We start from the raw sequence: 20,647 nt of genomic DNA on the forward strand, positions 1-20,647 counted from the left end.
GCTCCCGCAGGGAGCGAGTCAGCAATCAGCTCAGGCGTCAGGCGCCTGGTCTTTCGGTGCATCAACATCAACATCGTCGTCAGTCGCCACTTCCCCGTCAGGGTTCAGTGCCGCTTCTTCAGCCTGCTGTTTCTTGCGCTGAAGCTTTTCCTCTTTCTTCTTTTCCTTTTCCAGGTCTCGTTGACGTTTGGCGAAGGAGTAATTGGGTTTGGCCATGGGCGATCCTCTGGGGTCGAAGGTGAGGTTGAGCGGCGCGTATTCTGCCCTGTATCGGTGCCCGGCGGTTAGCCAGGTTTTTGGTCGACCCACTTGGGCGTGACGGTCGGCTGCCACTGGTCCAGGGCGTCGAGCAGGATTTGTGGCGATTCGCTCACTTGCAGCATGTCACGGTGTGGCGCGCGAACGAAGCCTTCGCCGACGATATGGTCGAGAAATGCAGTGAGTTTGCTGTAAAAACCGTTCACCTCAAGCAGCCCCAGCGGTTTGCCGTGGTAGCCGAGTTGGCCCCAGGTCCAGACTTCGAACAGCTCTTCCAGGGTGCCGAGGCCGCCGGGCAACGCGATGAACGCATCGCTCAGTTCGGCCATGCGCGCCTTGCGCGCGTGCATGCCGTCCACCACTTCGAGGCGAGTCAGGCTTTTGTGGCCGATTTCCTTGTCCATCAGGCTCTGCGGAATGATTCCGATCACTTCGCCGCCAGCGGCCAGTGCGGCGTCCGCCACCAGGCCCATCAGGCCCACGGCACCACCGCCGTAAACCAGCGTCAGCTGGCGCTCGGCGAGTGCCCGGCCAAGGGCTTGGGCGGCTTCGGTGTAAGCCGGGTCAGTGCCGGCGTTGGCACCGCAAAATACACAAACGGATGTGAGAGACATGCCTTCCTCCTGGGTCAATCCGTCACAGGGTAATGGCTGGCACGCCTCGATCCAAGGGCTAAGCTTCGCGTTCTGGCGATTCAAAGGTACCGCTGGCGCCACAGGCATAGGCGGCGAGCAAACTGCACAACAGACCGTTAAAGAACATGACAGGCACTCCGTTCAGTAGATGCGCCGATCATAGGCCCGGCCAGGGAATCTGGCCGGTAGATTGTTTCGATGAGTGCCATAGCCTGAAAGTTGTATACAATTTTTGACTCAAGTCATAGGAACTTGCGAAGATTTCAGGCAGTCTTTCCACCATTAGTGTTTTTGTTAACCCTGCCTTGGAGATTCACCATGTTTTCCAAAGTTGTTGCGGTATCCCTGCTGGCGCTGGCCAGCAGCCAATTGATGGCTGCCGAGTGCAAAACCACCGTAGATTCCACCGATCAGATGTCCTTCAACACCAAAGCCATCGAAATCGACAAGAGCTGCAAGACCTTCACCGTCGAACTGACTCACTCCGGCAACCTGCCGAAGAACGTCATGGGCCATAACCTGGTGATCAGCAAAACCGCTGACATGCAGGCGATCGCCACCGACGGCCTGGCCGCGGGCATCGACAAGAACTACTTGAAAGACGGCGACGAGCGCGTTATCGCTCACACCAAGATCATCGGCGCTGGCGAAAAAGACACGCTGACCATCGACGTATCGAAGTTGGCCGCAGGTACCGATTACGGCTTCTTCTGCTCGTTCCCGGGCCACATCTCGATGATGAAAGGCACCATTGCTGTGAAGTAATGGCTGCAGGCATAAAAAAAGCGTCCCTCGGGACGCTTTTTTCGTTTCTGTAGGAGCTGCCGCAGGCTCGGGCCGCGATCGGACGATCTTTTGATGTTGTTTTTGAAGATCAAAAGATCGCAGCCTCGTTTCACTCGACAGCTCCTACAGGGGCTTTCAACTTACGGGGCAAACGGCATCACACGCTTGTGATGAGTCTTGTTGTACGTATTGACGATGATGTCGAACGCTTCCTGACGCACCGGCTCGCCGTGCAGGAAGGCGTCGATCTCGGCGTAAGTTACGCCGTGAGAGGCTTCGTCCGGTTTGCCCGGCGACAGGTCTTCCAGATCCGCGGTCGGCACTTTTTCCACCAGCGATTCCGGTGCGCCGAAGCTGCGGGCGATCGCCCGGACCTGGTTTTTCACCAGACCGCTGAGCGGGGCCAGGTCGCAGGCACCGTCACCGAATTTGGTGAAGAAGCCCATCACCGCTTCCGCCGCGTGGTCGGTGCCGATCACCAGACCGTGCGCCGCGCCGGCGATGGTGTACTGGGCGACCATGCGCATCCGCGCCTTGGTGTTGCCGAGCACGAAATCCACCGACACCGCATGTTTGCCTTCGAACGCCGCCACTTCACTGGCCAGCGATTTGACCGCCGGGCCGATGTTCACGGTGTGGCGTTCGTCCGGGGCGATGAAATCCACCGACGCTTGCGCATCGTGCTCATCGAACTGGGTTTCGTACGGCAGGCGCACGGCGATGAACTTGTAGGCGTCGTCGCCGGTGCGCTCGCGCAGTTCACGCATGGCGCGCTGGGCCAGCAGGCCGGCGGTCAACGAATCGACGCCGCCGCTGATGCCCAGCACCAGGGTCTTGAGCCCGGAATTGACCAGGCAATCCTGGATAAAGGTGATGCGCCGGGCGACTTCCGCTTCGAGGGCCTGATGCCCGGCGAATGGCGGTTGCACCTTGAGCTGTTCAGCAATCTCACGCTGTACGGCTTGCATGAATTCACTCCTTGCTAGATAGACTGGAATCGGCAGGAACCTGGAACACGTGTCGCAAATAGGCGACGAAATTCGGGTCTTTGCAGTGGGTCTTGCCGGGCTCGTCGGAGATCTTCGCCACCGGCTGGCCGTTGCAGGCGGTCATTTTAAGCACGATGCTCATCGGTTCGACACCCGGAATGTCACAGGTCAGGTTGGTACCGATGCCAAAGCTGACGTTGATTCGTCCGTGCAGCGCGCGGAAGATCTCCAGCGACTTGGGCAGGGTCAGGCTGTCGGAGAACACCAGGGTCTTGCTCATCGGGTCGATGCCAAGCTTGTGGTAGTGGGCGATGCATTTTTCGCCCCACTGCACCGGATCCCCGGAGTCGTGGCGCAGGCCATCGAAGAGCTTGGCGAAAAACAGATCGAAATCGCCGAGGAAGGCGTCGGTGGTGATGCAGTCGGTGAGAGCGATCCCGAGCAGACCACGGTACTCGCGCACCCAGCAGTCGAGGGCGGCGATCTGGCTGTCGATCAGCCGTGGGCCGAGTTGCTGGTGGGCCATGATCCATTCATGGGCCATGGTGCCCAGCGGTTTCATGTCCAGCTCCCGGGACAGGTGCACGTTGCTGGTGCCGACGAAGCGCCCGGGGAAATCGTGCTTGAGCACGTTGACCACTTCTTCCTGCACGCGATACGAAAAGCGCCGGCGGGTGCCGAAATCGGCGACCTGCAACTGCGCCAGTTCGTCGGCCGAAGCGTTGGCGCTGAGCCAGTCGAACTTGCGATACAGCTGTTCCCGCGCCTGCACCAGTTCGATTTCCCGGTAGCGATAGCGGTTGCGCACTTCGCTGACGATCGCCAGCAGCGGCACCTCGTAGAGAATCACATGCAGCCACGGGCCGCGCAGACGGATGAACAGTTCGCCGTTCTCGATGCCAGTGTGCAAGTAACGCAAATTGAAGCGGAACAGGCCGAGAAAGCGCAGGAAATCCGGCTTGAGGAAGGTGATGCGCTCGAGAAAACTCAACTGGTCGGCACTCAGGCTCAGCTCGGCCAGGCGCTCGATCTGGTAGCGAATCTCGGCCAGATACGGCCGCAAATCCTCGCTATTACGGCAACGGAACTCCCATTCGACTTCGACGTTGGGGTAGTTGTGCAGCACCGCCTGCATCATCGTCAGTTTGTAGAAGTCGGTGTCGAGCAGGTTCTGCACGATGCGATCGGCAAATACACTCTCGCTCATAAACGGGGTCTCCAGGTGCACCGCGCGGTTGCGCGGGATCAATCAATGACGCTAGTGGCGCATATCAATGGTGGGGATTGCCAGCAATTTTTGCGCTGAATGAAGGCAACTGTGGCGAGGGAGCTTGCTCCCGCTGGGTGGCGAAGCCGCCCCGATGTCGATATCCCCGATAATGTCAGTTACAACGCCTCTGTCGCCTTACGACGGCTGCGCCGCCGAGCGGGAGCAAGCTCCCTCGCCACAGAGATAGCAAACGTGCCTCGGTTACGCATCCGGGCTATCGATCTGCTCCAGCATCCACTTCACAAAATCCCGCACTTTCGGCACTTCCGCCGCATGCTCCGGGTAGGCCAGGTAATAGGCGTCGGAGCTGGGCATTGCATGCTGCCAGGGAATGACCAGTTTGCCGTCGGCCAATTCCTCTTCCACCAGAAACCGTGGCAGCAGCGCCACGCCGCAGCCGACCTGGGCGGCGCGGATGCACATATAAAAGGTTTCGAAACGTGGCCCGTGGTAGCTGTGCTCGGTGTGATAGCCCTGACTGTCGAACCAGTCGTGCCATGCCTGCGGGCGCGAGGCATTTTGCAGCAGCACCAGATCGGTCAGTTGCGTCGGGTCGGTGAACGGCTGATCCGGCAGGCTGCCCGGCGCGCAGACCGGCACCAGTTCTTCGCCGAACAGCTTCAGGCATTCGGTGCCGGGACGTGAGCCTTGGCCGAAATAGAACGCCAGATCGCTGCGCCCCTGCAGCAGGTCATCGGCTTCCTGCTCGTTGCACAAGTCGAGATGGATCGACGGATGGCGAAGGCGCCAACCTTTCAGGCGCGGAACCAGCCAGCGCGCGCCGAAGGTCGAGGGCGTGGAGACGCGCAGGACTTCGGTCTCGCCGCCGTAGGAACGCAGGTAATGCGTGGACATTTCCACCTGCGTGAGGATTTTTCGGACTTCCACCAGGTACAAATCCCCGGCCGGGGTCATCTGCAAACGCCGACGCACCCGGCGAAACAACAAGTGCTGCAACAGTTCCTCAAGCTGCGCGACCTGTTTGCTGACCGCGCTCTGCGTCAGGTTCAGTTCTTCGGCGGCCCGGGTGAAGCTCAGGTGCCGGGTCACGGCTTCGAAGCACTGCAGCGCAGTGATCGACGGCAAGTGGCGTTTGTTCAGCATGGGTGATCCCTTTTTCTTGTCTTTCTGTGCGCAGCATGAATAAACGGAATGATATCTCGCGTAAAGGTCGTTTGTTGCCTTGCCTTCGGGAAGCTACAACTAAAGGCCTGCCCGGTCGTGAACGTTCGGCCGCACACATTCAGTTTTCCGCTTGAGGAGTGACCCATGGTTGCCGCATTGCTTGATCGTCTTGGTGTGAACCCGGCCCTGTACCAGAACGGCAAAGTGTCGGTGCATTCGCCCATCGACGGCAGCCGCATCGCCGCCGTGAACTGGGAAGGCCCGGCCGAAGTCGAGCAGCACATCAGTCGCGCAGATCATGCGTTCGAGCAGTGGCGCAAGGTGCCGGCCCCGCGTCGCGGCGAGCTGGTGCGTCAGTTCGGCGAAGTGCTGCGTGAATACAAGGCTGACCTCGGCGAGCTGGTGTCGTGGGAAGCGGGCAAGATCACTCAGGAAGGCCTCGGTGAAGTGCAGGAAATGATCGACATCTGCGACTTCGCCGTCGGCCTGTCGCGTCAGTTGTACGGTTTGACCATCGCCTCGGAGCGCCCGGGCCACCACATGCGTGAAACCTGGCACCCGCTGGGCGTGGTCGGCGTGATCAGTGCGTTCAACTTCCCGGTCGCGGTGTGGGCGTGGAACACCACGCTGGCGCTGGTGTGCGGCAACCCGGTGGTGTGGAAACCGTCGGAGAAAACCCCGCTGACCGCACTGGCCTGCCAGGCACTGTTCGACCGTGTGGTGAAGAATTTCAGCGATGCGCCGGCGCACCTGTGCCAGGTGATCATCGGTGGCCGTGACGCTGGCGAAGCGCTGGTGGATGATCCGCGTGTGGCGCTGATCAGCGCCACCGGCAGCACCCGCATGGGCCGCGAAGTGGCGCCGAAAGTCGCCGCGCGTTTTGCCCGCAGCATTCTCGAACTGGGCGGCAACAACGCGATGATCCTCGGCCCGAGCGCCGATCTGGACATGGCCGTGCGCGCCATCCTGTTCAGTGCGGTCGGTACCGCCGGGCAGCGTTGCACCACGTTGCGTCGCTTGATTGCCCATGAGTCGGTGAAGGAAGAAATCGTCACCCGCCTCAAAGCCGCCTATTCGAAAGTGCGTATTGGTAACCCGCTGGAAGGCAATCTGGTCGGCCCGCTGATCGACAAACACAGCTTCGAAAACATGCAGGACGCGCTGGAGCAGGCGCTGAGCGAGGGCGGTCGGGTGTTTGGCGGCAAGCGCCAACTGGAAGACCAATTCCCGAATGCCTACTACGTGTCGCCAGCCATCGTCGAAATGCCGGAGCAGAGCGACGTGGTCTGCAGCGAAACCTTCGCCCCGATTCTCTACGTGGTCGGCTACAGCGACTTCCAGGAAGCGCTGCGCCTGAACAACGCGGTGCCGCAAGGTCTGTCGTCGTGCATCTTCACCACCGACGTGCGCGAGGCCGAGCAGTTCATGTCGGCGGTCGGCAGCGACTGCGGCATCGCCAACGTCAACATCGGCCCGAGCGGCGCGGAAATCGGCGGCGCGTTTGGCGGTGAAAAAGAAACCGGTGGTGGTCGTGAGTCCGGCTCTGACGCCTGGCGCGCGTATATGCGCCGGCAGACCAATACCGTGAACTACTCGCTGGAGTTGCCGCTGGCGCAGGGCATCACCTTCGACTGACAGGTGGATATCTCCTGTAGGAGAGCTTTTGTGGTGAGGGGATTTATCCCCGACCGGCTGCGAAGCAGCCGCAAAACAGTTGTATGCGGTTTTGTCTGGCAGTGCGCGATTGCAGGTTTTGGGGCCGCTACGCAGCCCGTCGTGGATAAATCCCCTCACCACTGGGTTCGCTCCCACAGGGTATGCAGTGTTTGTTAGGTTTCTGTTGGAGTCTGGCAATGCCGTTACGCGAAGAATGTCTGTGGGAAAAACTCACGCCCCAGCGCCCGGATAACACCGCGCTGCGGGGCGAGGTCAAAGTCGATGTCTGCGTGATCGGCGCCGGGTTTACCGGGTTGTCGGCGGCGCTGCATCTGTTGGAAAAAGGCAAAAGCGTCTGCGTGCTCGAAGCGCATCGTGCCGGGCACGGCGGCTCCGGGCGCAACGTCGGGCTGGTCAACGCCGGCATGTGGATCCCGCCGGACGAGATCGAGGCCGGGTTCGGCGAAGCCGTCGGCAGTCAGCTCAACCGCATGCTCGGGGCGGCGCCGGCGCTGGTGTTCAGCCTTGTGGATAAATACAACATCGATTGCCAGCTGCGCCGCGAAGGCACCCTGCACATGGCGCACAACGCCAAGGGCGAGGCGGATCTGCGCAGTCGCGAGCAACAATGGAAGCGTCGCGGCGCGCCGGTCGAGTTGCTCACCGGCAAGGCCTGCGAGCAAGCCACCGGCACACAGAAGATCGCCGCCGCATTGCTCGACCGCCGCGCCGGCACGCTCAATCCGATGGCCTATGTCACCGGGCTGGCCAATGCGGTGAAAGGCCTGGGCGGGCAGATGTTCGATCACTCGCCAGTGACCCGACTCGAACGCGTGGGCCAGCAATGGTCGGTACAGACCGAGCAGGGTTCGGTGCTCGCCGAACAAGTGGTGATCGCCTCCAACGCTTACACCGAGGGCGACTGGACCGAACTCAAGCGCAACTTCTTCCCCGGTTACTACTATCAGGTCGCCTCGGTGCCGCTGACCGAAGACGCCGCCCATGAAATCCTCCCCGGCGGGCAGGGCTCGTGGGACACGCGGCAGGTGCTGAGCAGCATCCGTCGCGACAAGGACGGCCGCCTGTTGCTCGGCAGTCTGGGCAACGGCAACCAGAAGCCGACGTGGTTCCTCAAGGCCTGGGCCGACCGGGTGCAGCAGCATTACTTCCCCAACCTGAAACCGGTGGAATGGGAATGCACCTGGACCGGGCGCATCGCCTTCACCCCCGATCATTTGATGCGACTGTTCGAGCCGGCACCCGGACTGGTGGCGGTCACCGGTTACAACGGTCGTGGCGTGACCACCGGCACCGTGGTCGGCAAAGCCTTCGCCGACTATCTGTGTAACGGAAATCCTCAAGCCCTGCCGATCCCCTTCGCACCGATGCAGCCCCTGGCCGGTGTCGGCCTGCGCAGTTGCCTGTACGAGGCCGGGTTCTCGCTGTATCACGCGGGCCAGTGCCTGCGCATCGTCATTTGAGTGTTGAAATATGTTGCCGGAAGCGGCGCTTTTCGATGCAGCGACTAGCCTGTAATGGTGCGGGTTGTAGCAGTCCCGCACCAGCAGTGTGCAGTTCGGTGACGCGAGCTGTTACAGGCTGGTTGCACATCGTTTGGTGCCGCGGTTGCAATGATGGCGCAAGCGGGTTGCGCCTGAGGTTTAAAAAGGTTTCACCTTCCGCGGTTTAGACGGTTGCACGCCCAATGAAAATGGGAACGAAACAGTCGAAATAACAAGAAAGCAGCGACTTTTTGAAGAATAAAAAACCGATGGCACGGCGCTTGCTCAGAGCATTCAGTGAAGTGAAGTCGCAGTGCCAACTAAAAAAAACCTTGGAGCACCACCTCATGTCCCAGACGTTTTACAAGAAAGGCTTTCTGGCCCTCGCAGTAGCTACTGCGCTGGGTGTTTCTGCGTTTGCTCAAGCTGATGTGAAAATCGGTGTAGCGGGTCCAATGACTGGCGCCAATGCGGCATTTGGCGAGCAGTACATGAAGGGTGCACAGGCAGCGGCGGACGCGGTCAATGCGGCGGGCGGCGTCAATGGCGAGAAAATCGTACTGGTCAAGGGCGATGACGCCTGCGAACCGAAGCAGGCAGTGACAGTCGCCAAGGACCTGGTCAACCAGAAAGTCGCCGGCGTGGTCGGGCACTTCTGCTCCTCTTCCACCATTCCAGCCTCGGAAATCTACGACGAAGCCGGCGTTATCGCGATCACCCCGGGTTCCACCAACCCGCAGGTGACCGAGCGCGGCCTGAGCGCCATGTTCCGTATGTGCGGGCGTGATGACCAGCAAGGCATCGTCGCGGGCGATTACATCGTCGACGTGCTCAAGGGCAAGAAAGTCGCCGTGCTGCACGACAAGGACACCTACGGTCAGGGCCTGGCCGATGCGACCAAGGCTCAACTGGAAAAACGTGGCGTGAAGCCGGTGCTGTACGAAGGCCTGACCCGCGGCGAGAAAGACTTCAGCGCCGTGGTCACCAAGATTCGTGCAGCCGGTGCCGACGTGGTCTACTTCGGCGGCCTGCACCCGGAAGCCGGCCCGCTGGTCAAGCAACTGCGTACCGAAGGCCTGAAAGACGTCAAGTTCATGTCTGATGACGGCATCGTCACTGACGAACTGGTGACCACCGCCGGTGGCCCGCAATACGTTGACGGCGTGCTGATGACCTTCGGTGCGGACCCACGCCTGCTGCCAGACAGCAAGACGGTAGTGGATGCGTTCCGCAAGGCCGGCACCGAGCCTGAGGGCTACACCCTGTACGCCTACGCGTCGGTTCAGACCCTGGCGGCCGCCTTCAACGGCGCCAAGTCCAACAGTGGCGAAAAAGCCGCCGAGTGGCTCAAGGCCAACCCGGTGAAAACCGTCATGGGCGAGAAAGCCTGGGACAAGAAGGGCGACCTGAAAGTGTCCGACTACGTGGTTTACCAGTGGGACGCGAGCGGCAAATACCATCAGCTGGAAAAACAGAAGTAAGGGCTGACGCGATTCGCTTAACCCCCACCAATACCTGTGGGAGCGGGCTTGCCCGCGATGGCGTCAGGTCAGTCGACACACAGGTTGGCTGATCCACCGCTATCGCTGGCAAGCCAGCTCCCACAGGAGCCTCGGTGAGGCTGGGCTGATCGCGCTCTGACATTGCTCCGACGTAAATCTGTATTTTTCCTAGAAGAACCGCCCGCTCCGGTGGGCAGGTTCTCATTGCGTGAGATTGCGTTATGGATGGTATTTTCCTGCAGCAACTGGTCAACGGCCTGACCCTCGGGTCGGTCTATGGCCTGATCGCCATCGGCTACACAATGGTCTACGGCATCATCGGCATGATCAACTTCGCCCACGGCGAGGTTTACATGATTTCCGCGTACCTCGCGGCAATCAGTCTGGCTCTGCTGGCTTATTTCGGTATCGAATCCTTCCCGCTGTTGATGCTCGGCACGCTGGTCTTCACCATCGTCGTCACTGGCGTTTATGGCTGGGTAATCGAACGCGTCGCCTACAAACCTCTGCGCAACTCCACCCGACTGGCACCGTTGATCAGTGCCATCGGTATCTCGCTGATCCTGCAAAACTATGCCCAGATCAGCCAGGGCGCCCGCCAACAGGGTGTTCCGACGCTGCTCACCGGTGCCTGGCGTATCGACGTTGGCAGCGGTTTCGTCCAACTGACCTACACCAAGATCTTCATTCTGGTCGCCGCATTTGTCGGCATGGGCCTGCTGACCTACGTGATCAAGTACACCAAGCTCGGCCGCATGTGCCGCGCCACCCAGCAAGACCGCAAGATGGCTTCGATCCTGGGGATCAACACCGACCGGGTGATTTCCTACGTGTTCATCATCGGTGCAGCGATGGCGGCGCTGGCCGGCGTGCTGATCACCATGAACTACGGCACGTTCGACTTCTACGCAGGCTTCGTCATCGGCATCAAGGCGTTCACCGCCGCCGTGCTTGGCGGGATCGGCTCACTGCCCGGCGCGATGCTCGGCGGGATCATTCTCGGGATCTCCGAGTCGCTGTTCTCGGGCCTGGTCAACTCCGACTACAAAGACGTGTTCAGCTTCTCGCTGCTCGTACTTGTTCTGGTCTTCCGGCCTCAGGGCCTGTTGGGCCGTCCTCTTGTGTCGAAGGTGTAAGCGATGTCTTCAACCACTCAAAAAAATATCGATATCAAAAAAAGCCTGGTTGAGGCGATTCTGGCCGGCCTGATTGCCCTGATCGTTTTTGGTCCGATTGTCGGTGTCGTGCTCGACGGCTACAGCTTCAACCTCGAACCAACCCGCGTGGCGTGGATCATCGGCATTGTCATGATCGGCCGCTTTGCCCTCAGCCTGTTTCTGCAGACGCCCAAGGGCCTGAAGATTCTCGACGGCTTCGAGAGCACCGGGTCCGGTGTGCATGTGCTGCCTGCCGATCACAAATCACGCCTGCGCTGGATCATTCCACTGTTGATTGTGCTCGCGGTCATTGTGCCGTTTGTTTCCAACTCGTACCTGCTGGGCGTGGTTATCCTCGGGCTGATCTACGTGCTGCTGGGGCTTGGGCTGAACATCGTGGTCGGTCTGGCCGGCCTGCTCGACCTCGGTTACGTGGCGTTCTACGCCATCGGCGCCTACGGTCTGGCGCTGGGTTATCAGTACCTCGGGCTGGGTTTCTGGACCGTACTGCCACTGGCGGCGATCACCGCGGGCCTGGCAGGTTGTATCCTCGGTTTTCCGGTGCTGCGTCTGCACGGTGACTATCTGGCAATCGTGACCCTGGGCTTCGGGGAAATCATCCGTCTGATCCTCAACAACTGGCTGTCGCTGACCGGCGGCCCGAACGGTATGCCGGCGCCATTGCCGACGTTCTTCGGCCTGGAGTTCGGCAAGCGGGCCAAGGATGGCGGGGTGCCGTTCCATGAGTTTTTCGGCATCGCCTACAACCCGGACGTGAAGTATTACTTCATCTACACGGTGTTGTTCCTGGTAGTGCTGGCCGTGCTGTACATCAAGCATCGTCTGGTGAAAATGCCGGTGGGTCGCGCTTGGGAAGCCCTGCGCGAAGATGAAATCGCCTGCCGCTCGATGGGCCTCAACCACGTGCTGGTCAAGCTCTCGGCGTTCACCATCGGTGCGTCGACGGCAGGCCTGGCCGGGGTGTTTTTCGCCACCTATCAAGGCTTCGTCAACCCGACCTCGTTCACCTTCTTCGAATCGGCGCTGATCCTCGCCATCGTCGTGCTCGGCGGCATGGGCTCGACCATCGGCGTGGTGATCGCGGCGTTCGTGCTGACGGTTGCTCCGGAACTCCTGCGTGGCTTCGCCGAATACCGCGTGCTGCTGTTCGGCATCCTGATGGTGTTGATGATGATCTGGCGACCACGCGGGCTGATCCGCATCAGCCGTACCGGGGTCACTCCACGCAAAGGTGCCATTCACTATGAGAGGACTGCGCCATGAGTGAAGTTGTTCTCTCTGTGGAAAAACTGATGATGCACTTCGGTGGCATCAAGGCTTTGAGCGATGTGAGCCTCAAGGTCAAACGCAACTCGATCTTCGCCCTGATAGGGCCGAACGGCGCCGGCAAGACCACGGTGTTCAACTGCCTGACCGGGTTCTACAAGGCCTCCGGCGGCAAGATCGAACTCAACGTGCGCGGCCAGCAGACCAACGTCATTCAATTGCTGGGCGAGTCGTTCAAACCGACCGACTTCGTGTCGCCGAAAAGCTTCCTCAGTCGCCTGTACTACAAGATGTTCGGCGGCACGCATCTGGTGAACCGCGCAGGCCTGGCCCGAACCTTCCAGAACATTCGTCTGTTCAAGGAAATGTCGGTGCTGGAAAACCTGCTGGTGGCGCAGCACATGTGGGTCAACCGCAACATGCTCGCCGGCATCCTCAACACCAAGGGCTACCGCAAAGCGGAAAGCGATGCGCTGGATTGCGCGTTCTACTGGCTCGAAGTGGTGGATCTGGTGGACTGCGCCAATCGTCTGGCCGGTGAGCTGTCCTACGGTCAGCAACGTCGTCTGGAGATCGCCCGGGCCATGTGCACCCGCCCGCAGATCATCTGCCTCGACGAACCGGCCGCCGGCCTCAACCCTCAGGAAACCGAAGCGCTGAGCGCGATGATCCGGCTGCTGCGCGACGAGCACGATCTGACCGTGGTGCTGATCGAACACGACATGGGCATGGTGATGAGCATTTCCGACCACATCGTGGTGCTGGACCACGGCATTGTCATCGCCGAGGGCGGGCCTGAGGCGATCCGCAACGATCCGAAAGTGATTGCCGCCTACCTGGGCGCCGACGAAGAGGAGCTGGTATGAGCAAACCGATCCTCGAACTCAAAGATCTGGACGTGTTCTACGGCCCGATTCAGGCCCTCAAAGGCGTGTCGCTTGAGATCAACGAAGGCGAGACCGTCAGCCTGATCGGTTCCAACGGCGCGGGTAAGTCCACACTGCTGATGTCGATCTTCGGCCAGCCACGGGCGGCGGGCGGGCAGATCCTCTATCAAGGTGTCGACATCACCCACAAGTCCTCGCACTACATCGCCTCCAACGGCATCGCGCAGTCGCCGGAAGGGCGGCGGGTGTTCCCCGACATGACCGTCGAGGAAAACCTGCTGATGGGCACCATCCCGATTGGCGACAAGTACGCCAAGGAGGACATGCAGCGCATGTTCGAGCTGTTCCCGCGGCTCGAAGAGCGCCGTACCCAGCGGGCGATGACCATGTCCGGCGGCGAGCAGCAAATGCTCGCCATCGCCCGTGCGCTGATGAGCCGGCCGAAACTGCTGCTGCTCGATGAGCCAAGCTTGGGGTTGGCACCGATCGTGGTGAAACAGATCTTCGCCACCCTGCGGGAACTGGCGAAAACCGGCATGACCATTTTCCTCGTCGAGCAGAACGCCAACCATGCGCTGAAGCTGTCTGACCGGGCGTACGTGATGGTCAACGGCGAGATTCGCCTGACCGGTACCGGTAAAGAGCTGCTGGTGAATGAGGAGGTGCGCAACGCTTATCTGGGTGGGCATTGATACTTCCTGAGTTGTCCACAAGCCCCGCGACGAAAGTCCCGGGGCTTTTTACATCCCAAGTCCACACAGATTCCCTGTAGGAGTGAGCCTGCTCGCGATAGCGGTACTAAATTCCGCATTCGAGGTGGCTGATACACCGCTATCGCGAGCAGGCTCACTCCTACAAGGTTTTGCGCGATTTACAAAATTGTGGAAAACAAATTCCCATAGCTGCCAAAGCGCGACATATAGACGCTGCAAATGGCTGTTTTTCCACAGTTTTGACTTGTCCCCGTTTGCTGTGGAGCTGGCTGTGAATAACGTGGGAGTAGCTGGCTGCAGCCCTTGTTAACCGTGGCTTGCAGGCCGGTGGTTGATTATTGATCAGGCATTTTTGCGGAGACTGAAGACGCTGTTGTCAACCTTTTTCTAGGCTGCACTGCAGTGACAAATCGATGTGAACAAGCCTGTGGATAAGTCTGTGATTAAACTCTGGAAAGACCGCGCTGAGGGCCGTAATTACTGGCCTCGCGCAATCACTGCGCTGACCGGTCGGTCGTGCAAAATGCCATCTCCGGCACAACAGCCGCTTCAGGGTCAAGCAAAAAACTTTCTATTTCCTGCGCAAAGCCTTGTGTGGCGCGGCTTTGCGCGTTTCCACTTGCCCCCGGAAACTGTGGAAGGGACTGTGGATAACGTGCGTGCACATGGCTACAGGCCACGGCAGGTATGGCGTAGCGACGGTTGATCAAAATTTGATCGAAAGATGTCCCGGTGCGGGTGTTGCTCGTAAATGCCGGGCCGGGCATGCTGGCTGCTGATTTTCTATTTCAATGGCCGCGCTCGTGGCCGACGCAAGGAGAACACGATGTCCAACACCCTGTTTATTACCGGCGCAACCTCCGGTTTTGGTGAAGCCTGTGCCCGTCGTTTCGCCGAGGCTGGCTGGAAACTGGTGTTGACCGGTCGTCGTGCAGAACGTCTGAATGCCCTGTGCGCCGAACTGTCGAAGCAGACCGAAGTGCATGGCCTGGTGCTCGACGTGCGTGACCGCAAGGCGATGGAAGAGGCAATTGCCAATCTGCCGCCGTCGTTCGCCAAGCTGCGTGGCCTGATCAACAACGCCGGGCTGGCGCTGGGCGTCGATCCGGCACCCAAATGCGACCTCGACGACTGGGACACCATGGTCGACACCAACGTCAAGGGCCTGATGTACAGCACTCGTCTGCTGCTGCCGCGTTTGATCGCTCACGGCCGTGGCGCCGGTATCGTCAACCTCGGCTCCATCGCCGGCAACTACCCGTACCCGGGCAGCCACGTGTATGGCGCGACCAAGGCGTTCGTTAAGCAATTCTCGCTGAACCTGCGTTGCGACCTTCAGGGCACTGGCGTGCGTGTCAGCAACATCGAGCCGGGTCTGTGCGAAAGCGAGTTCTCGCTGGTGCGCTTTGCCGGTGACCAGGAACGCTACAACGCCACTTACGCCGGTGCCGAGCCGATCCAGCCGCAGGACATCGCCGAGACCATTTTCTGGGTGCTTAATGCCCCGGCGCACATCAACATCAACAGCCTGGAGCTGATGCCGGTGAGCCAGACCTGGGCCGGTTTTGCCATCGAGCGTAACAAGGCGTAAGACCCTGTGGCGAGGGAGCTTGCTCCCGCTGGACTGCGCAGCAGGCCCGTTTTTTTGAACTGAAGAGCGGGGGCGCTCCGCACCCCAGCGGGAGCAAGCTCCCTCGCCACAAAACCGGGCATAACCGGCGATAAGGTAAACTCAACTCCGACAAACCCCACCGCACCCCGCGGTTCAAAGGTTTTTAGAGGAGGCTACGTGAGTAACCGAGGTGAGCAGTCACTGCTCAAACAATCGACCATCCTGATGTTGGCGGTGTCGATTGCCGGGATCGTCACCGGTTTTGTTTCAGGTTCGCAATCCATCCTTTTCGATGGTTTTTTCTCGCTGATCGCAACGTTCATCAAAGTGCTGATGCTGATCACCGCACGGCTGATCGCCAAAGAAAGCAATCACCGTTTTCAGTTCGGCTTCTGGCATCTGGAGCCGATGGTGCTGCTGATCGAAGGCAGCTTCCTGCTGTTGATCGCCATCTATGCGTTTCTCAACGGCGTGTTCGGCATCATCAACGGCGGTCGCGAGATCGAGCTGGGGTTGGTGATCATTTATGCGGCGGTGTTCACCGTCGTCGAGTTCGCCTATTTCTTCTACGTGCGCCGGCGCAATCGCAAGCTCAAGTCCACCCTGATCCAGTTCGACAACATCAGCTGGCTGGTGGACGCGATGCTCTCGGTGGGTCTGTTGATCAGTTTTCTCGCCGCGTTGCTGCTCAAGGCGCAGGGCTTCGGCGAGTGGGCGAAGTTTGTCGACCCGCTGATCCTGATCGTGCTGGCCCTGACCATGTTGCCGCCGGCGTTCAAGATCCTTGGCCCGGCGCTGCGTGATGTACTGGGTATTGCCCCGGACACCCTGGATGATCTGGTGCGTCAGGTCATGGAAGCGGCGAAAGTCGAGCATGGTTTCGACGACTACGTGACCTACGTGCAGAAGCACGGGCGGGCGCGTTTTATCGAGATTCATGTGGTGTTGCCGGCGGATTACCGGTTGCAGAGCGTTGGGCAACTGGATGCGTTGCGTGAGGAGATTTCGGCGCAGTTAGGCGAGCCGGATGCGGCGCGCTGGTTGACCATCAGCTTTACGGGTGACAAGAAGTGGATTGCCTGATTCGGAGCTGCTGAATCTCCTGTGGCGAGCGAGCTTGCTCGCGCTGGGCTGCGAAGCGGCCCCGGATTTTTGTGAGTGCTGCGCACTCAAGCGGGAGCAAGCTCCCTCGCCACAGGATAAGTTCAGTCAATCAGTTCAGGTATTCAGCCAATCCGCTGTAGCACGTCGCCAAGTGATAAGGCGTCGTCGAAGGCATGTCCTTGCGGCTGACCTCTCCCAGCTCATCCCGGCATTCATGCCACCCGCCCGCATGCAGAAACCGCTGCTGCAGCGCCTGCAACTGGCGCAGCACTGCGGCTTCGCTGTCCGGGCGCAAGGTCAGGGCGCGCAAGTATTCCGCCTGAGCCCAGATCCGCTGAGTCGAATCTTTCGGGCGACCGTCCAGTTGCAGATCGAGCATCGCCCGCACCGCCCCTGAAGGCTGTTCAACACCGAATTGTTCGGTAAAAGCGAATGCCCGGTCCAGCGCAGCGTGCAGTTTCGAGCCGCGCAGCAGGGCTGAAGACTCAAGCAGGAAATACCATTCGAACTGATGCCCCGGTTCGTACCAGTTATCCACAGCCCCCAGCGGTTTCTCCATCAACACCCCGTATTGCGGGTCGACGAACTGCTTGTGCATGGCTGTGCATAACTGCACCAGCGCTTGCTGCGTCGGCGCGTCTTCACGTACCGCTAAAGTGGCGAGAAATGCTTCGGCCAAGTGCATCAGCGGGTTTTGCAGCGGACCGGTTTGCAGGGTGATCCAGTCGCGCTCCAGGCAGGCTTCGTACAGGCCGTCGCCAGTGGCGAAACGGCGGCCGATGACTTCCAGTGCGGCGTTCAGCGTGGATTCCACCAGCGGCTCGCGGGACTTGGCCCAGTAATGGGCGCAGGCGAACAGGATGAAGGCGTGGGTGTAGAGGTCTTTGCGCTGATCCAGCGGCTTGCCTTGCGCGTCGATGCTGTAGAACCAGCCACCATGCTCGGCATCGTGGAAATGCCGTTGCAGCGAGCGGAACAGCGCGGCGGCGTGTACGTCGGCGTTATCCACAACCCCGATCAGGCTGGAAAACAGGTACAGCTGCCGTGCGCAGGCCATCGCCCGATAGCGTTGCGGTGGCAAGGGTTGATGCGCCGCGTCGAGTGCCTCATAGGGCAGAGCCATGTCGGCGTTCCAGCCCGGGCCTTGCCAGAGCGGCACGATCACGTTCAGAAAGTGCTGTTGCACGTCGCTGAACAGGGTGGTCAATTCGGGCAGGGAGGTGGAGCGGCAAGCATGGGGCATTGGCGGACGTCGTCACGGCTGGGGCGATTGCGCGACATGGTAGCAGAGCCGCGTCCTTTAGAGACGCGGTGTCTGTCAGACCGCCTTCGCGAGCAAGCTCGCTCCCACAGTTGAACCGGATTCGCAGCTTGATTCTGTAGGAGCTGCTGCAGGCTGCGATCTTTTGATCTGGCTTTTAACAACCAAAGTCAAAAGATCGCAGCCTGCGGCAGCTCCTACAGGAGGATGCATTCCAATTGTGGGAGCTGGCTTGCCAGCGATGGGGCCGGTTCAGGCGATAGAGATCAGCCAGCCAGCAACCATGCACCGGTCACCGCCGAAGCGGCCCCCGCCACTCGCACCAAGGGTGCTGCAGCCTGCGGCAGAAAACGAACCACGGCATAACCCGCCGCATGCAGCGCCGCAGTCGCCGCGACAAAACCGGCGGCATATGCCCAAGGGCTGCTCATGTCCGGCAGTTCCAGGCCATGGGCCACACCGTGGAACAGCGCAAACAGTGCCGTTGCCGCCACCGCCATTACCAGCGGCGGACGCACCGCCAGCGCCACCGCCAGACCCAGCGCCAGTACCGAAGCTGCAATCCCGCTTTCCAGCGCCGGCAGCTCCAGCCCTTCAAAGCCGAGCAGGCCGCCGATCAGCATGGTGCCGACGAAGGTGCACGGCAGCGCCCAGCGCGCCGCGCCTTGTTGCTGCGCGGCCCACAGGCCGACCGCGACCATCGCCAGCAAGTGGTCGAGGCCGCCGATCGGGTGGCTGATACCGGCGACCAGACCGCTGTCGCCGTGGCCCGGGTGGGCGAAAGCGAGGGCCGGGGTCAGCAGCAGCGCCACGGCGCCGAGAATGCGTTTGAGTGTCATGGATAAGCTTCCTTGTTGGTCAAAAAGTCAGGCGGCGTTCAGCAGGCCCTGGCGTTCGATGAAGGCGATGATGTCTTCCAGGCCCTGACCGGTTTTCTGGTTGCTGAAGACGAATGGCTTGCCGTTGCGCATGCGCTGGGTGTCGCTGTTCATCATTTCCAGCGAAGCACCGACCAGCGGCGCCAGGTCGATCTTGTTGATCACCAGCAGGTCGGACTTGCAGATCCCCGGGCCGCCCTTGCGCGGCAACTTGTCGCCGGCGGAGACGTCGATCACGTAGATGGTCAGGTCCGACAGCTCCGGGCTGAAGGTCGCCGACAGGTTGTCGCCACCGGATTCCACCAGAATCAGGTCCAGCCCCGGAAAGCGCCGGTTCAGTTGATCGACCGCTTCGAGGTTGATCGAGGCGTCTTCGCGGATTGCCGTGTGCGGGCAGCCACCGGTTTCCACGCCGATGATCCGCTCCGGCGCCAGCGCTTGGTTGCGCACCAGAAAGTCGGCGTCTTCGCGGGTGTAGATGTCGTTGGTGACGACGGCCAGGTTGTAGCGATCACGCAGCGCCAGGCACAGAGCCAGGGTCAATGCGGTTTTGCCGGAACCGACCGGGCCGCCGATGCCGACGCGCAGGGGTTGTGTGTTCATGTGCTTCTCCAAGATGACAGGCTCTAAGAGCGAAACAGACGGCTGTACTGGCGCTCATGGGCCATGCACGCCAGGGACAGGCCGAACGCGGCACTGCCGATGTGTTCGGGATGGATGCGGGTGGCGTCCTGCTGCGCCTGTTGCAGCAGCGGCAGCAGTTCGCTGGTCAGGCGCTGGGCGGCTTGCTGGCCCAGCGGCAGGGTTTTCATCAATACCGCGAGCTGGTTTTCCAGCCAGCTCCACAGCCACGCGGCGAGCGCGTCCTGCGGGCTGATCTGCCAGGCGCGGGCGGCGAGTGCCCAGCCGAGGGCCAGATGCGGTTCGGCGCATTGCTCAAGAAAGCGGCGGGCCGGCGCGTCGAGTTCCGGCAGACCGTTGAGCAACTGCTGCAGCGAGTAACCCATCTGCCGGCTCTCCAGATGCAACTCACGGGTCTCGCGGCTGGCACGGTGGGTTTCGCAGAGATGCAGCAACTCGGGCCAGTTTTCCTCGGCCGCGGCCTGACAATGAGCCAGCAGCAGCGGCGCCTCGAAACGCGCGAGGTTGAGCAGTAGTTGATCGCTGATCCAGCGCCGGGCGCTGTCCGGGTTGTTCACGCGGCCGTTATCCACCGCCATTTCCAGGCCTTGCGAATAGCTGTAGCCGCCAATCGGCAGTTGCGGACTGGCCAGGCGCAGCAGCGCCCAGGCCGGATTCACAGGCGTACGCCGAACTGATGGAGTTTGGGCGCGTAGTTGAAATCTTCGTCGCCGTGTCGCGAATGGTGATGGCCGCCGCCGTAAGCACCGTGTTCCGGCTGGAACGGCGCTTCAATCGCCTCGACCTGTGCGCCAAGCTGTTCGAGCATGGCTTTGAGCACATAGTCGTCGAGCAGGCGCAGCCAGCCATCGCCGACTTGCAAGGCGACGTGGCGGTTACCCAGATGATAGGCGGCGCGGGTCAGCTCGAAGGCATTGGCGCAGGTGACATGCAGCAGTTGCTCGGGGCGGGCGCAGACGCGAACGATGCGGCCGTCCTCGGCCTGCAGGCATTCGCCGTCATATAACGGCGCCTGACCGCGCTCCAGAAACAACCCGACGTCTTCGCCATCGGCACTGAAACAGCGCAGACGGCTTTTGCTCCGCGCTTCGAAGGTCAGGTGCAACTCGGCGGACCAGACAGGTTGAGGGTCGATTCTGCGATGAATCACCAGCATCGGAAAGCTTCCAGCAGTGGACTTGTAGGGAGGGCTAGAGCAAGGGGCTTGCCAACCGGCCGAGATGTAGGAAATCCCTGTCGGAGCGTAGAGGATGTTTCAAGATGTTGCAGAATTTTGGAAGGTTTTGGTGCGTGAAGATTTTTACATGCACCAATTTGTGGCTGTCACACAAAGCAATGTAGGAGTGAGCCTGCTCGCGATAGCGGTCTTCCAGTCAATTCTTG

General features: G+C 60.6%; 20 protein-coding genes. 10 read left to right on the plus strand and 10 right to left on the minus strand.

The genetic code is table 11. From position 1 onward, the window contains the following. Positions 1 to 30: 30 nt before the first annotated feature. Both ACIP8I_RS08710 and ACIP8I_RS08715 read right to left on the minus strand, forming a co-directional pair. Complete coding sequence (locus ACIP8I_RS08710) at positions 31 to 216, minus strand: hypothetical protein (RefSeq protein ID WP_007967464.1); 186 nt, start codon at positions 214 to 216, stop codon at positions 31 to 33. 68 nt (positions 217 to 284) lie between these two features. Further along, a complete protein-coding gene (locus ACIP8I_RS08715) occupies positions 285 to 872 on the minus strand; it encodes a TIGR00730 family Rossman fold protein (protein ID WP_400760256.1) in 588 nt (195 codons plus the stop codon). A gap of 339 nt (positions 873 to 1,211) precedes the next feature. Between ACIP8I_RS08715 and azu the strand changes: the two genes are divergently transcribed. Continuing rightward, complete coding sequence (gene azu / locus ACIP8I_RS08720; protein ID WP_367082820.1) at positions 1,212 to 1,658, plus strand: azurin; 447 nt, start codon at positions 1,212 to 1,214, stop codon at positions 1,656 to 1,658. A 161-nt stretch (positions 1,659 to 1,819) separates the two neighbouring features. Here azu and nadE read toward each other — a convergent pair whose 3' ends face one another. From nadE to ACIP8I_RS08735, 3 genes are all read right to left on the minus strand, one after another. Then, complete coding sequence (nadE, locus tag ACIP8I_RS08725) at positions 1,820 to 2,647, minus strand: ammonia-dependent NAD(+) synthetase (RefSeq protein ID WP_400760259.1); 828 nt, start codon at positions 2,645 to 2,647, stop codon at positions 1,820 to 1,822. Between the two features lie 4 nt (positions 2,648 to 2,651). Then, positions 2,652 to 3,875, minus strand: coding sequence for a nicotinate phosphoribosyltransferase (pncB, locus tag ACIP8I_RS08730; RefSeq protein ID WP_003221154.1), 1,224 nt, complete (start codon positions 3,873 to 3,875; stop codon positions 2,652 to 2,654). A gap of 264 nt (positions 3,876 to 4,139) precedes the next feature. Then, positions 4,140 to 5,042 (minus strand): LysR family transcriptional regulator, encoded by a 903-nt coding sequence (locus tag ACIP8I_RS08735; RefSeq protein ID WP_169842525.1) that lies wholly within the window; start codon positions 5,040 to 5,042, stop codon positions 4,140 to 4,142. 165 nt (positions 5,043 to 5,207) lie between these two features. Here ACIP8I_RS08735 and ACIP8I_RS08740 point away from each other — a divergent pair, with 165 nt between their 5' ends. The 9 genes from ACIP8I_RS08740 (at position 5,208) to ACIP8I_RS08780 (ending at position 16,462) form a co-directional block, all read left to right on the plus strand. After that, positions 5,208 to 6,698: an aldehyde dehydrogenase family protein gene (locus ACIP8I_RS08740; RefSeq protein ID WP_400760263.1), complete on the plus strand. Its 1,491-nt coding sequence runs from the start codon at positions 5,208 to 5,210 to the stop codon at positions 6,696 to 6,698. Positions 6,699 to 6,916: 218 nt separating this feature from the next. Then, on the plus strand, positions 6,917 to 8,200 hold the full coding sequence (locus tag ACIP8I_RS08745; protein WP_400760266.1) for an NAD(P)/FAD-dependent oxidoreductase: 1,284 nt from the start codon (positions 6,917 to 6,919) through the stop codon (positions 8,198 to 8,200). 368 nt (positions 8,201 to 8,568) lie between these two features. Further along, a complete protein-coding gene (locus ACIP8I_RS08750; RefSeq protein ID WP_041065631.1) occupies positions 8,569 to 9,702 on the plus strand; it encodes an ABC transporter substrate-binding protein in 1,134 nt (377 codons plus the stop codon). A gap of 242 nt (positions 9,703 to 9,944) precedes the next feature. Beyond that, complete coding sequence (locus tag ACIP8I_RS08755; protein ID WP_027613532.1) at positions 9,945 to 10,859, plus strand: ABC transporter permease subunit; 915 nt, start codon at positions 9,945 to 9,947, stop codon at positions 10,857 to 10,859. Positions 10,860 to 10,862: 3 nt separating this feature from the next. Continuing rightward, positions 10,863 to 12,164, plus strand: a complete 1,302-nt coding sequence (livM, locus tag ACIP8I_RS08760) for a high-affinity branched-chain amino acid ABC transporter permease LivM (RefSeq protein WP_041065627.1) — start codon at positions 10,863 to 10,865, stop codon at positions 12,162 to 12,164. Continuing rightward, entirely contained in the window at positions 12,161 to 13,033 is an 873-nt protein-coding gene (locus ACIP8I_RS08765) for an ABC transporter ATP-binding protein (RefSeq protein ID WP_007967487.1), read from the plus strand. The genes livM and ACIP8I_RS08765 overlap by 4 nt, the downstream gene beginning before the upstream one ends. After that, positions 13,030 to 13,746: an ABC transporter ATP-binding protein gene (locus ACIP8I_RS08770; RefSeq protein ID WP_007967489.1), complete on the plus strand. Its 717-nt coding sequence runs from the start codon at positions 13,030 to 13,032 to the stop codon at positions 13,744 to 13,746. The genes ACIP8I_RS08765 and ACIP8I_RS08770 overlap by 4 nt, the downstream gene beginning before the upstream one ends. 847 nt (positions 13,747 to 14,593) lie before the next feature. Next, on the plus strand, positions 14,594 to 15,358 hold the full coding sequence (locus ACIP8I_RS08775; RefSeq protein WP_041065617.1) for an SDR family oxidoreductase: 765 nt from the start codon (positions 14,594 to 14,596) through the stop codon (positions 15,356 to 15,358). A gap of 198 nt (positions 15,359 to 15,556) precedes the next feature. Further along, positions 15,557 to 16,462 carry a cation diffusion facilitator family transporter gene (locus tag ACIP8I_RS08780; protein ID WP_400760272.1) on the plus strand — a complete coding sequence of 302 codons (906 nt, stop codon included), beginning with the start codon at positions 15,557 to 15,559 and terminating at the stop codon, positions 16,460 to 16,462. Between the two features lie 130 nt (positions 16,463 to 16,592). Here ACIP8I_RS08780 and ACIP8I_RS08785 read toward each other — a convergent pair whose 3' ends face one another. The 5 genes from ACIP8I_RS08785 to ureE all read right to left on the minus strand — a co-directional run bounded on the left by ACIP8I_RS08785 (position 16,593) and on the right by ureE (position 20,420). Further along, positions 16,593 to 17,726 (minus strand): AGE family epimerase/isomerase, encoded by a 1,134-nt coding sequence (locus ACIP8I_RS08785; protein WP_400760275.1) that lies wholly within the window; start codon positions 17,724 to 17,726, stop codon positions 16,593 to 16,595. A gap of 284 nt (positions 17,727 to 18,010) precedes the next feature. After that, a complete protein-coding gene (locus ACIP8I_RS08790) occupies positions 18,011 to 18,583 on the minus strand; it encodes a HupE/UreJ family protein (protein ID WP_400760278.1) in 573 nt (190 codons plus the stop codon). 27 nt (positions 18,584 to 18,610) lie between these two features. Continuing rightward, on the minus strand, positions 18,611 to 19,225 hold the full coding sequence (gene ureG, locus ACIP8I_RS08795) for an urease accessory protein UreG (protein WP_400760280.1): 615 nt from the start codon (positions 19,223 to 19,225) through the stop codon (positions 18,611 to 18,613). 23 nt (positions 19,226 to 19,248) lie between these two features. After that, a complete protein-coding gene (locus ACIP8I_RS08800) occupies positions 19,249 to 19,923 on the minus strand; it encodes an urease accessory protein UreF (RefSeq protein ID WP_400760281.1) in 675 nt (224 codons plus the stop codon). Then, positions 19,920 to 20,420 (minus strand): urease accessory protein UreE, encoded by a 501-nt coding sequence (ureE, locus tag ACIP8I_RS08805; RefSeq protein WP_003221180.1) that lies wholly within the window; start codon positions 20,418 to 20,420, stop codon positions 19,920 to 19,922. The genes ACIP8I_RS08800 and ureE overlap by 4 nt, the downstream gene beginning before the upstream one ends. Positions 20,421 to 20,647 lie beyond the last annotated feature (227 nt).

Source organism: Pseudomonas sp. NPDC088414 (genome assembly GCF_044753325.1).
GTDB lineage: Bacteria > Pseudomonadota > Gammaproteobacteria > Pseudomonadales > Pseudomonadaceae > Aquipseudomonas.

What these genes read in the sequence shown, in the direction of transcription:
- ACIP8I_RS08710 (WP_007967464.1), bottom strand. Translation starts at nt 216, where the DNA reads ATGGCCAAACCCAATTACTCCTTCGCCAAACGTCAACGAGACCTGGAA.
- ACIP8I_RS08715 (WP_400760256.1), bottom strand. Translation starts at nt 872, where the DNA reads ATGTCTCTCACATCCGTTTGTGTATTTTGCGGTGCCAACGCCGGCACT.
- azu (WP_367082820.1), top strand. Translation starts at nt 1,212, where the DNA reads ATGTTTTCCAAAGTTGTTGCGGTATCCCTGCTGGCGCTGGCCAGCAGC.
- nadE (WP_400760259.1), bottom strand. Translation starts at nt 2,647, where the DNA reads ATGCAAGCCGTACAGCGTGAGATTGCTGAACAGCTCAAGGTGCAACCG.
- pncB (WP_003221154.1), bottom strand. Translation starts at nt 3,875, where the DNA reads ATGAGCGAGAGTGTATTTGCCGATCGCATCGTGCAGAACCTGCTCGAC.
- ACIP8I_RS08735 (WP_169842525.1), bottom strand. Translation starts at nt 5,042, where the DNA reads ATGCTGAACAAACGCCACTTGCCGTCGATCACTGCGCTGCAGTGCTTC.
- ACIP8I_RS08740 (WP_400760263.1), top strand. Translation starts at nt 5,208, where the DNA reads ATGGTTGCCGCATTGCTTGATCGTCTTGGTGTGAACCCGGCCCTGTAC.
- ACIP8I_RS08745 (WP_400760266.1), top strand. Translation starts at nt 6,917, where the DNA reads ATGCCGTTACGCGAAGAATGTCTGTGGGAAAAACTCACGCCCCAGCGC.
- ACIP8I_RS08750 (WP_041065631.1), top strand. Translation starts at nt 8,569, where the DNA reads ATGTCCCAGACGTTTTACAAGAAAGGCTTTCTGGCCCTCGCAGTAGCT.
- ACIP8I_RS08755 (WP_027613532.1), top strand. Translation starts at nt 9,945, where the DNA reads ATGGATGGTATTTTCCTGCAGCAACTGGTCAACGGCCTGACCCTCGGG.
- livM (WP_041065627.1), top strand. Translation starts at nt 10,863, where the DNA reads ATGTCTTCAACCACTCAAAAAAATATCGATATCAAAAAAAGCCTGGTT.
- ACIP8I_RS08765 (WP_007967487.1), top strand. Translation starts at nt 12,161, where the DNA reads ATGAGTGAAGTTGTTCTCTCTGTGGAAAAACTGATGATGCACTTCGGT.
- ACIP8I_RS08770 (WP_007967489.1), top strand. Translation starts at nt 13,030, where the DNA reads ATGAGCAAACCGATCCTCGAACTCAAAGATCTGGACGTGTTCTACGGC.
- ACIP8I_RS08775 (WP_041065617.1), top strand. Translation starts at nt 14,594, where the DNA reads ATGTCCAACACCCTGTTTATTACCGGCGCAACCTCCGGTTTTGGTGAA.
- ACIP8I_RS08785 (WP_400760275.1), bottom strand. Translation starts at nt 17,726, where the DNA reads ATGCCCCATGCTTGCCGCTCCACCTCCCTGCCCGAATTGACCACCCTG.
- ACIP8I_RS08790 (WP_400760278.1), bottom strand. Translation starts at nt 18,583, where the DNA reads ATGACACTCAAACGCATTCTCGGCGCCGTGGCGCTGCTGCTGACCCCG.
- ureG (WP_400760280.1), bottom strand. Translation starts at nt 19,225, where the DNA reads ATGAACACACAACCCCTGCGCGTCGGCATCGGCGGCCCGGTCGGTTCC.
- ureE (WP_003221180.1), bottom strand. Translation starts at nt 20,420, where the DNA reads ATGCTGGTGATTCATCGCAGAATCGACCCTCAACCTGTCTGGTCCGCC.